The organism is Devosia sp. FKR38 (assembly GCF_005222805.1).
Taxonomy (GTDB): Bacteria; Pseudomonadota; Alphaproteobacteria; order Rhizobiales; family Devosiaceae; genus Devosia.
On record NZ_STGC01000005.1, the window covers coordinates 1,764,967 to 1,775,640 of the forward strand.

Annotated in this window: 12 protein-coding genes and 1 pseudogene; 11 read left to right on the forward strand and 2 right to left on the reverse strand. The window is 64.3% G+C overall.

The window, feature by feature from the left end; all coding sequences use genetic code 11:
- Positions 1–17 precede the first annotated feature (17 nt).
- The 6 genes from flgH to E8M79_RS13575 all read left to right on the forward strand — a co-directional run bounded on the left by flgH (position 18) and on the right by E8M79_RS13575 (position 6,189).
- Complete coding sequence (gene flgH, locus E8M79_RS13550) at positions 18–755, forward strand: flagellar basal body L-ring protein FlgH (RefSeq protein ID WP_137152411.1); 738 nt, start codon at positions 18–20, stop codon at positions 753–755.
- Between the two features lie 521 nt (positions 756–1,276).
- Positions 1,277–2,767 (forward strand): carboxypeptidase M32, encoded by a 1,491-nt coding sequence (locus tag E8M79_RS13555; RefSeq protein ID WP_137152412.1) that lies wholly within the window; start codon positions 1,277–1,279, stop codon positions 2,765–2,767.
- A 174-nt stretch (positions 2,768–2,941) separates the two neighbouring features.
- On the forward strand, positions 2,942–4,543 hold the full coding sequence (locus E8M79_RS13560; protein WP_137152413.1) for an ABC-F family ATP-binding cassette domain-containing protein: 1,602 nt from the start codon (positions 2,942–2,944) through the stop codon (positions 4,541–4,543).
- Positions 4,544–4,652: 109 nt separating this feature from the next.
- Entirely contained in the window at positions 4,653–5,084 is a 432-nt protein-coding gene (locus E8M79_RS13565; protein ID WP_137152414.1) for a curlin, read from the forward strand.
- Between the two features lie 80 nt (positions 5,085–5,164).
- The gene (csgH, locus tag E8M79_RS13570; RefSeq protein WP_137152415.1) at positions 5,165–5,563 is read left to right on the forward strand and encodes a curli-like amyloid fiber formation chaperone CsgH; all 399 of its coding nucleotides are present in this window, start codon (positions 5,165–5,167) and stop codon (positions 5,561–5,563) included.
- 206 nt (positions 5,564–5,769) lie between these two features.
- Positions 5,770–6,189, forward strand: coding sequence for a curlin (locus tag E8M79_RS13575; RefSeq protein WP_137152416.1), 420 nt, complete (start codon positions 5,770–5,772; stop codon positions 6,187–6,189).
- A 78-nt stretch (positions 6,190–6,267) separates the two neighbouring features.
- On the opposite strand, the gene dksA is transcribed toward E8M79_RS13575, so the two are convergent.
- Both dksA and E8M79_RS13585 read right to left on the reverse strand, forming a co-directional pair.
- Positions 6,268–6,687, reverse strand: coding sequence for an RNA polymerase-binding protein DksA (dksA, locus tag E8M79_RS13580; protein WP_137152417.1), 420 nt, complete (start codon positions 6,685–6,687; stop codon positions 6,268–6,270).
- A 150-nt stretch (positions 6,688–6,837) separates the two neighbouring features.
- The gene (locus E8M79_RS13585; RefSeq protein ID WP_349236043.1) at positions 6,838–7,293 is read right to left on the reverse strand and encodes a flagellar assembly protein FliX; all 456 of its coding nucleotides are present in this window, start codon (positions 7,291–7,293) and stop codon (positions 6,838–6,840) included.
- A gap of 243 nt (positions 7,294–7,536) precedes the next feature.
- Between E8M79_RS13585 and E8M79_RS13590 the strand changes: the two genes are divergently transcribed.
- From E8M79_RS13590 to E8M79_RS18480, 5 genes and pseudogenes are all read left to right on the forward strand, one after another.
- A complete protein-coding gene (locus tag E8M79_RS13590; RefSeq protein ID WP_137153374.1) occupies positions 7,537–8,628 on the forward strand; it encodes a flagellar basal body P-ring protein FlgI in 1,092 nt (363 codons plus the stop codon).
- Positions 8,628–8,963: a rod-binding protein gene (locus E8M79_RS13595; RefSeq protein WP_137152419.1), complete on the forward strand. Its 336-nt coding sequence runs from the start codon at positions 8,628–8,630 to the stop codon at positions 8,961–8,963. Before E8M79_RS13590 ends, E8M79_RS13595 begins: the two co-directional genes overlap by 1 nt.
- Positions 8,960–9,427: a hypothetical protein gene (locus E8M79_RS13600; protein ID WP_137152420.1), complete on the forward strand. Its 468-nt coding sequence runs from the start codon at positions 8,960–8,962 to the stop codon at positions 9,425–9,427. Before E8M79_RS13595 ends, E8M79_RS13600 begins: the two co-directional genes overlap by 4 nt.
- 103 nt (positions 9,428–9,530) lie before the next feature.
- On the forward strand, positions 9,531–9,872 hold the full coding sequence (locus E8M79_RS13605) for a hypothetical protein (RefSeq protein ID WP_137152421.1): 342 nt from the start codon (positions 9,531–9,533) through the stop codon (positions 9,870–9,872).
- 261 nt (positions 9,873–10,133) lie between these two features.
- Positions 10,134–10,674, forward strand: a pseudogene (locus tag E8M79_RS18480) (flagellin); the annotation flags it as partial.

Genomic DNA, 10,674 nt, shown 5'->3' on the forward strand with positions numbered 1-10,674 from the left:
TTTCAGGAACCAAGATTATGAATATCACCAAGATTGCCACCCTCCTGATGCTCACCGCCACCCTGGCTGGTTGCAACACCATGGATCGCCTCGCCACTGTCGGTTCAGCCCCCGCGCTAAGCCCGATTGTCGACCCCACCACCACGGCCGGCTACCAGCCCGTCAACATGCCCATGCCGGCGGCCATCGCCGACACCTACCAGCCCAATTCGCTCTACCGCACCTCGGCCAAGGGCTTCTTCAAGGATGAGCGCGCCCATCGCATCGGCGATATCCTGACCGTGGTCGTCACCGTCAACGACAGCGCCAAGATCGCCAACAACACGCAGTCGAGCCGCAACTCCACCAATACGGCCGGCATGGGCGGCATCCTGGGCGCCGCCGTCACCACGGCCTCGGCCGGCGCCATCAACGCCAGCGAGGCTGTCGACTTCAAGTCGGGCCTGGCCAATACCGGCAAGGGTTCGGTCAACCGCTCGGAGAGCCTGCAGACCTCGGTGGCCGCCGTCGTCACCCAGGTGCTGCCCAATGGCAATCTGGTCATCGAGGGCCATCAGGAAGTGCGCGTGAACTTTGAAGTGCGCGACCTGGTCGTGGCCGGCATTGTCCGCCCCTCCGATATCCAGGCCAACAACACTATCCCCTCGTCCAAGATCGCCGAGGCCCGCATTGCCTACGGTGGCCGCGGCCAGATCACCGATGTGCAGCAGCCGCGCTACGGCCAGCAGGTGCTCGACGCCATCCTGCCCTTCTAGGCTTCCCCGTTCCGCCGGGCACATTCCCCCAATGGTGCCCGGTGGCTCCCCGGCCGCTCAGAAGATCGGCCCGGGTCGGCTCCAGAACAGATCCGACCTCTCCCCCGAGGCGCAGTCCCCCCGGCTGCGCCTCTCCCTTTTTTGTGGGCGGCAATCCCCGCTCCAGCGGAGCCCCTGGCAGAGCTGTGTAGAGGCGGAGACCAGACATTCGGGCTCCCATCACCCCGCGTGGACGGCCTGCAGGCGAACAGTGGTGGGGTGGGCCGGGTGTGGGTTTTGCCTCCCGCACAGGTTTGCGGGCGAGTTGCCAGTGTAGGGGCGAGCGACCTCTGCCGCTCGTTCGGCTCCAAAAACCGGCACCCCGGGGCGGTTGTCGTCTCATATTCAAACCCTCCAGAGGCGAAATCCGCCCCGGGGTCCGTCCATCTGCTGAGAACCGCGTCCCAGGCGGCGCATCCGCATGCTTGCCCCATGGCGCCGCCTGTGGAACATCTCGGGCCATCACTTTGCGGAGTCTGCCAGTGTCTTTCCAAAAACTCGACGATCTCGGTCGCAAGCTCGAAGCGCTCGAACATGCCCTGTCCATCCTGGGCGCCGACGAGGCCACCCATATGGCCGTTGGCGGTGGCGAGAAGCGCGCCGAGGCCATGTCCAACCTGGCCGGCATGTATCACGCCCAGGCCACCGCACCGCAGATCGCCGACTGGATCGCCGCGGCCAAGCCGGAAACCGAGGACCAGCGCCTGGCCCTGGCCGAATTCGAGCGGCAATATGTCAGCGCCACGTGCCTGCCCACCGAATTCGTCGAGCGCAAGACGGCGGCCACCATGCGCTCCGAACAGCTCTGGCGCGAACTGCGCGCCAAGGGCGATTGGGACAGCTTCCTGCCCGCCCTCGAAGGCGTCGTCGCCCTGGTGCGCGAAGAAGCCCAGCTCCGCGCCGCCGCCACGGGCCTCGCCCCCTATGACGCGCTGATGGATCAATATGATCCCGGCAACCGCACCGCTGATCTCGATCCGGTCTTTGCCGACCTCAAGCGCTTCCTCAAGGGCTTCGTGCCCGAGGCGCTGGCCGCGCAGGAGGCCCGGCTGGCCAAGCGCCCGCGCAAGAGCCTCAATGGCCCCTATCCGATTGAAAAGCAGCGCGAACTCGGCCTCGCCGCCATGCGCGCCGTCGGCTTTGACTTCACCCATGGCTCGCTCGCCGTCTCGCATCACCCCTTCTGCGGCGGCGTGCCGACCGACGTGCGCATGACCACGCGCTATCGCACCGACGAATTCCTCTCCTCCCTCATGGGCGTGCTGCACGAAACCGGCCACGCGCTCTATGAGCAGGGCCTGCCCAAGGACTGGTCGCATTGGTCGCTCGGCAAGGCCCGCGGCATGGGCATTCACGAGAGCCAGAGCCTGTTCGTCGAAATGCAGCTCGCCCGCAGCCCCGAGTTCTGGCACTTCGCCCTGCCCCTGGTGCATCAGCACCTGGGCGCCGACGCCATCCCCGGCTGGGATGTCGCCGACGTGCTCAACGAGGTGAACTTCGTCGAGCGCGGCTATATCCGCGTCGATGCCGATGAGGTCACCTATCCGCTCCATGTCATCCTGCGCTACGAGCTGGAGCAGGATCTGGTCGCCGGCACGCTCGAGGCCAGCCAGATCCCCCAGGCCTGGGACGCCAAGATGACCGAATATCTGGGGATCTCCACCATCAACGATCCCAAGGACGGCCCGATGCAGGACGTGCATTGGCCCGGCGGCGCCTTCGGCTATTTCCCCAGCTACACCCTGGGCGCCATGATCGCCGCCCAGCAATGGGCAACGCTCGAGAAGGCCCAGCCCAGCCTGCGCAGCGACATCGCCAAGGGCGATTTCACCGGCGTCAACCAGTGGCGCGCCGACAATATCTGGAGCCAGGGCTCGCGCTGGTCCACCCCGGACCTCATCACCCGCGCCACGGGCGAACCGCTCAACACGGACTTTTTCAAGGCCCATCTCAAGAAGCGCTATCTGGCGTAATCCGGGCCCTGCCGCCCCCTCTTGCGCAGCGGGAGGGGGTGGCTACCGGCCCCTAACTTGACATCCCGGCCGCCTTGCCTATTTTCGGGGCATACGCAGCACAGACCGGACGGTACTCAATGGAAATCAAGATGAACGCCTGCCTCACCCGCACCGCTCATCTGGAATCCGTCCATGCCTGCCTCCGTCACACTGCATCAGCTCACCTGTTCGACGCCCGATAACCACCCGCTCTTCACCGATCTCGACCTGACCTTCGGCCCCGGCCGCACCGGGCTGATCGGGCGCAATGGCACGGGCAAATCCACCCTCCTGCGCGTCATTGCCGGACTTATCCCCCCTGCCGCCGGATCGGTGAGCATGGCCGGAACGCTTGGCATGCTGGAACAATCCGTGCAGGTCTCGTCCGACACAACGCTCGCCGACCAGCTCGGCATTGCCGATGACCTGGCCCGCCTTGACCGGCTCGATCAGGGCCTGGGCAGTATCGATGACGCCGGCAGCGCCGACTGGTCCCTGCCCGGCCGCATCGAGTCCGCGCTCAAATCCGTGGGCCTCCCGGCCCTGGCGCTGGATCGACCGCTGGGAACCCTCAGCGGCGGCCAGCGCACCCGCCTTGGCCTCGCCCGGCTGATCCTGGCGGCGCCCGACGTCATCCTGCTCGATGAACCGACCAACAATCTCGACGCCGAAGGGCGTCAGGCGGTGGTCGACCTGCTGCATCACTGGCGCGGCGCCGCCATCGTCGTGAGCCATGATCGCGCGTTGCTGCGCGAAATGGATGCCATCGTCGAGCTCACCACCCTGGGCGCCAAGACCTATGGCGGCAATTGGGATCATTATGCCGAGCAGAAAGCGCTCGAACTGGCCGCCGCCGAACAGACCCTGGCGAGCAGCGAACGCCGCGTCGCCGAGATCGACCGCAAGATCCAGGCGGTCACCGAAAAAAAGGCCCGCAAGGACGGTGCCGGCAAGCGCAAGGGCGCCAAGGGCGGCACGCCCAAGATCATGCTCGGCGGCCTCAAGGAAAATGCCGAAAACACCAGTGGCGAAGCCGCCCGCACCGCCACCCGTCTGCGCCAGGCCGCTAATGCCGCCGCCGAAGCCCGCGCCCAGGTCGAAATCCTCACGCCCCTCTCGGTCGCCCTCACCCCGACAGGCCTGCCCGCCGGCCGCACTGTGCTCCAGGCCGACAGCCTCATCGGTGGCCCCGATCCCGCTGCGCCGGTGATCCGCGATCTATCCCTGCTGATCACGGGCCCCGAACGCGTCGCCATCACCGGCCCCAATGGCTCGGGCAAGACGACGCTGCTGCGCCTGCTGACCGGCGCTCTGCCTGCCATGGCCGGCACGCCCCGCATCCTTGTGCCTTATGCCATGCTCGACCAGACCGTCAGCCTGCTCGATCCCACCCAGAGCATTCACGACAATTTCCGCCGCCTCAATCCGGATGCCGGCGCGACCACCGGCCGCTCCGCCCTCGCCCGCTTCATGTTCCGCGCCGATGCGGCGTTGCAAATTGTTGGCACGCTGAGCGGCGGGGAAATGCTGCGCGCCGGCCTCGCCTGCACCATTGGCGGCGAACACCCGCCGCAGCTGCTCATTCTGGACGAGCCCACCAACCACCTCGATATCCACGCCATCGAGCAGGTCGAGGCCGGCCTGCGCGGCTACGACGGCGCCCTGCTGGTGGTCAGCCACGACGCCGATTTTCTCGCCGCCATCGGCATCACCCGGCGCATCGAACTGGGCCCAGAGCGGCCGGCGAGCGGATGAACGGAGTCTGAACTCTGGGTTCAGTCGCCGTTCCGGCAGCGGGGTCTATCTCTCATGTCATCGGCAGCAAGCGCTCGGAGGGAGCGCCGCCCGCAACAGGAGAGACAAAATGAAGCGCACCATCATCACCACCGCCATTGCCGCCATCATCGCACTGTCGGCCGCCCCGACCATGGCCAACGACGTCTTCGTGCACCAGTTCGGTTTCGGCAATGCCGCCGGCGGCAACCAGTCCGGCTGGGGCCACAAGCTGGGTGTGCATCAGACTGGCAACTGGAACACCGCCAAGGGCCATCAGTCGGGCGGCAACAATGTCGGCGCCATCGGCCAGCAGGGCAATGCCAACTATGCCGACACCTGGCAGCAGGGCTGGAACAATGCCGCCGGCGTCGGCCAGTTCGGCAACAACCACACCACCATCATCACTCAGGATGGCAATGGCAACATCGCTGCCGGCGTGCAGGTGGGCAATGGCTGCAATGCCAATGTCGTCCAGGGCGGCTCGGGCAATATCACTGCCTTCGTTCAGGCCTGCCCCTGATCTTTTGGCCAGTCCCCATCAGGCCGGGCCGGGTTCAATCCCGGCCGGTCAGACCACTCACCCAGTTTCAGGAGGCCACGATGACCATTCCTTTGATACGCACCAGCGCCCTTGTCCTGCCCGTGCTGCTCGGCATCGGCATCACGGCCTTCGCCGCCACCAGCGGCATGGCCAATAGCCCAGCCCAGGGCCTGCAGTGCGGCGTCATCACCAATACCAGCCACGGCATGATGACGCTCGAAGCCCAGGTGCTGAGCCCCAAGGCCGTGACCGGCAACTACAGCCTGGCGGTACAGGCGCGCAGCAACGGGGGCTCTACCAACCTCAGCCAGGGCGGCAATTTCACCGTCGAGGCCAACAAGATCGCCACCGTCGGAAGCGTCAGTATCAATGCCGGCGCCCGCTACACGACCGACTTCAGCATCTCCCTGGATGGCAAGACCCATTATTGCGCAGACACCCTGCCCATCATCCGCTGATCGCACCACAGCACCCGCAACCAGGCCCCGCCGCAACGGGGCCTTCTTGCCGTTCCGGCGCCGCCTGACTTGAACCTTGCCGAAGAAATTTCTGGCTGAACGGAGTCTGAATGCCGCGCTCCAGATCGGTTCAGCACCGCTCCTCTAGTCTCTGGTCATCGGCTGAAACACCTCAGCACCCCACAGAACCCAACAGGAGAGACGCCATGACCACCAAGTTCACCAAGACTGCCGCTGCCGCCCTTGCTGCCCTCGTCATCGGCGCCGCAAGCCTGACCAGCCCCGCCATGGCCGGCGGCCAGATCTCGTTCAGCTTCTCTCCCGCTGACCCCGACCAGCAGCAGGCGCTCGGCATGGGCCTGCAGATGGTCTCGATCTTCAAGGGCCTGTCCAGCACCGGCGCCAATGTTTCCCAGAACGGCCATTTCAACGCTGCCGGTTTCAACCAGTCCGGCTCGCGCAATCACGGCCTGATCGTCCAGGAAGGCAATGGCCACCGGGGCACGGTCGAACAGCATGGCAACAACAACAATTGCGGCCTGTTCCAGTTCGGCGAAAACACCAATGGCAGCTGCACCCAGTTCGGCAACAACCAGTCCAGCGTCACCACCGTCTTCGGCTTCTGATCGCCAATACCCAGGTCCAGAAAAAACGTAGGCCCGCATCGCTGCGGGCCTTTTTGGTTCGGCAAATCGTCAATCAGACTATTCGTCGCGATAGACCTTCTCGCGGCGCTCATGCAGTTCCTGGGCTTCCAGGCTGAGCGTGGCGATCGGCCGGGCATCGAGCCGCGCGATACCGATGGGATCGCCGGTTTCTTCGCAATAGCCGTAGCTGCCATCCTCGATGCGCTTGAGCGCTGCATCGATCTTGGCGATCAGCTTGCGTTGGCGGTCGCGGGTCCGCAGCTCCAGCGAGCGATCGCTTTCGGAACTGGCCCGGTCGGCCATGTCCGGATGGTTCTGGTTTTCTTCTTGAAGGTTGTCGAGGGTCTCGCGGCTCTCGCGGAGGATATCCTCCTTCCACGCGTTCAGCTTGGCCCGGAAATAGTCCCGCTGGCGCGGGTTCATGAACGGCTCGTCGTCACTGGGCCGGTATTCAATTACTTCTGCACCCGAAGACATCAGCAGACTCAACTCCAATGCGCCCCTACGGCCGGTTATATATGCGCCTAAGCGCACCCCCGCAAGCACACATGTAACTCCTGATTAACGCATGTGCGGACCGGCACCCCAGCCATAGACCGGGCTCCGCAACAGTTTGATGAAACCCGCCTAGCGCTTGGGAAATCTGCCAAACTTGGCCAGCTCGACCTGCACCCGCAGATCGATGTCATCGAGCACGGCATCGAGCTCTTCTGTCGCCTGTTCGCGCACTTCGTCCAGCATGGCCGCCAGACGATCGAGACGCTCGGCACTGACCTGCCCGACCAACAGGTCCGCCTTGATCTCGTCGAGCGTATCGAGCAGCGAGCGACCCCGCCGCACCGCCCGCTTCTTGCGTTCGAGGGGACCATCGACACTCTGCAGCGCCAGGATCGCATCAATGCCGGTTGCCCCGGCCACGGGTGCCGCATGCGCAACGCGCGCCGGCTCCTCGGCTCCGGCCGGAATAAAGGCCACGCCTGACCCTGCGCGACCAGTGGAACTGGCCTTGCCGACACCCGACGTCCGTTTGGTCGTGTCTATGCGCAATGGGGGACTCAAATCGCAGGTTTGACCTATGGGCAAAATCTGCCGAGAGCCGTTAACGAAGCCTTAATGCGCCCGGCAAGAATTGCTCACCACCCACCACCCAAACCTGCTCAGCCGGCCTGACCAGCGAAATAATCCATTAGATTCAAATTCATAAGGCGCCGTGAGCGAACTGGCACGCTTTTCGCAATGTAGTGCCCGAACGTCGCGCCATGGGGATGGTGCGGCCTGAATTCGGGGACGAACATGATCAGACCATTGTTGCGACAGCTGTTGGCGATGACCCTGGGAGCCACCCTGGTGCTGGCGCCCGTGGGCGACGCCTTTGCCGCGGCGGCCCGCATCAAGGATATTGTCGACTTCGAAGGTGTTCGCGAAAACCAGCTGGTCGGCTATGGCCTTGTGGTCGGCCTCAACGGCACGGGCGATAGCCTCAACAACTCGCCCTTCACCAAGCAGTCGCTGCAATCCATGCTCGAGCGGCTGGGCGTTAATACCGCCGGCGAGAATGTGCGCACTGCCAATGTCGCGGCCGTCATGGTCACCGCCAACCTGCCCCCCTTTGCCACCCAGGGCTCGCGCATGGACGTTTCGGTCGCTGCGCTCGGCGACAGCGACAGCCTCCAGGGCGGCACGCTGCTCGTCACCCCGCTGCTCGGCGCCGATGGCGAAGTCTATGCCATCGCCCAGGGCCCCGTCTCTATTAATGGCTTCAAGGCCGAAGGCGACGCCGCCACCATCATCTCCGGCGTCCCCACCACCGGCCGCATCTCCTCGGGCGCACTGATCGAACGCGAGATCGACTTCCACCTGGGCTCGCAGACCTCGCTACGCCTGGCCCTGCGCAATCCCGATCTCACCACCGCACGGCGCATTGCCCTGGCGGTCAATGACTTCATCGGCGCCCCCACGGCAACGCCGGAAGATCCCGCCACCGTCCGCCTCACGCTACCGGCAGGCTTCAACGGCAATATCGTCGATCTGCTGACCGACATCGAACAGCTGATGATCGAAACCGACCAGACGGCCAAGATCGTCATCGACGAAAACTCCGGCATCATCGTCATGGGCAAGGATGTGCGGGTCTCCAGCGTGGCCGTCGCCCAGTCCAATCTGACGGTGACCATCGCTGAAAATCCCACCGTGGTGCAGCCGGCCCCGCTCAGCAATGGCGAGACGGCCGTGCAGCCCAGTACCGCGCTCAACGCCAATCTGTCCTCAAGCGCCCTCGCCGTGGTGCAGGAGTCCGTGACGCTGCAGCAGCTGGTCGATGGCCTCAATGCCCTGGGCATCTCACCGCGCGATCTGATCGCCATTCTCCAGGCCATCAAGGCCACTGGCGCCCTCCAGGCCGAAATCGAGGTGCTGTGATGCAGCTCAACCCGACACAGGACACCAAACCCGGCTCCAGCCTCACCCCGGCACAGATCGCCCGGGTGCAGAAACAGGCCGAGGATTTCGAGGGCGTCTTTCTCAATACCCTCACCAAGCAGATGTTCTCCAGCCTCAAGACAGACTCCGCCTCGATGGGCGGCGGCTTTGGCGAGGAGACCTGGCGCTCCATGCAGGCCGAAACCCTGGCCAATACCATGGCCGAGAACGGCGGCCTGGGCATAGCCGAGCAGATGCTGCCCGACATGCTGGCCCTGCAGGAAGCCGCCAACAACCAGAACAAGATCCAGATGACTTTCGGAGCCTATAAATGACCGCAGCAGCCCGCCTCGCCGCCCTCGACAGCCTGCCGGCCAAGGAGCTGTGCGAAATGGCCGAGGCCACTCTGGCCGCCCTGGTCGACGTGATGAACCAGGAGACCACGCTGCTGCGCGCCGGCCATCTGCGCCAGGCCAGCACGCTGACGCCGGAGAAGGCCCGGCTGGCGCAGGACTATGTCGGCTTTGCCCGCTCCGTGCAGCGCCAGGGCGCCCGGCTGGCCCAACAGGCGCCCCAGGCCGTCGAGCGCCTGCGCCTCGGCCATGAACGCCTAGCCACCCAGATGGCGGAAAACCTGCGTGTGCTCGCCACCGCCCGCAACGTGACGGAAGACTTGCTGACCGACGTCGCCCGCATTGTCGGCCAGCAGAACCGCGCCCAGGCCTATGGCCGCTCGGGCACCGTTGCCAGCGATCCCAGCAATTCCGCACGCGGCATTGCAGTAAACCGGGCGCTCTGAACCAATAGAATTTGAATAAAACTATGTGATCCGCCCACACCGAAAGGCAATAGACGCGTTCCAATGCTGCAATATGGCATTCCGTTGACGGAAGGACCGCGTCATGATCACACCAATAGTGCCTTTTGCAGCCTATTCCGGCGCATCCCATCTCAGCGACTTGCGCGACCGCAGTGCAGCGGGCGTTCGCACCATGCTGCCTGAAAGCGTGGCCTCAACGCCACGCGCTTCGCGCGCCGACAACAACAATAGTCAGCCCGGCCAGGGTGCTCCGCAGCAGGGCGCCGCAGAACCGCACAAGGACAACTCCTCCATGTTCGCTGCGGCCGTCATCTCCGGCGCCCTGCCCCCAACGCCTCAAAGCATGGAAGAGCTGATCATGCGCATCGGCTCAAGCACCATTCCCGAGGAGTCCCAGGCCCGGCTGAAGGATCTTCTGGCCTGACGGAGCACCCGCTTGGCTGCACATTAATTTGGCAGCCTTCGTCTGGACAGTTAATGATTGGTGCCTGGCCCAACCTGCGACCATTCACAGAAACCCCGGATTTCCGGGTTTTTTTGTGCCTGAACTTATAAATGCCGCCGAAGAATTGATCCACTTTTCGCCGCGCCATTTAACCCTTCCTTAGAGCCTGACGGATGACATTCGGGATGCCTCAGGACGAGGCCTCGTAGTTTGCGTATTCCTAGAAAAGGATCTCTACAAATGGCTGACATCTCGCTCTCCAAAGCCGTCCGTGCCAACCTCAGCTCGCTCAAGAGCACTGCCAACATGATGGCCGAGACGCAGAACCGTCTCTCCACCGGCAACAAGGTGAACTCGGCTCTGGACAATCCCAGCAACTGGTTCACCGCCAAGGGCCTGAACAACCGCGCTGGCGATCTCAATGCCCTGCTCGACGGCATGGCCAACGGCATTCAGACTCTGAAGGCTGCGGACAATGGCCTGTCGGCCATGACCAAGACCCTGGAATCGATGCAGTCGACCCTGCGTCAGGCCCGTCAGGACAAGTCGTTCAACACCGAATCCCTGACCCTCGACAAGATCAACCCGAACGATCCTGCTCTCGGCAAGCTGTCCGTCTCCGGCGGCGCCGTTGGTAGCCCGGTTGAAGTTGATCTGACCAAGACCGGCACCGGCAAGGCCCTCTCGACCACCGCTGCCTACTCCGCCCCGACCGGCACCGCAGCCAAGTCGAGCGTGACCAGCACCGGCACGGCGATCACCTATGACGCGACGGCCACCG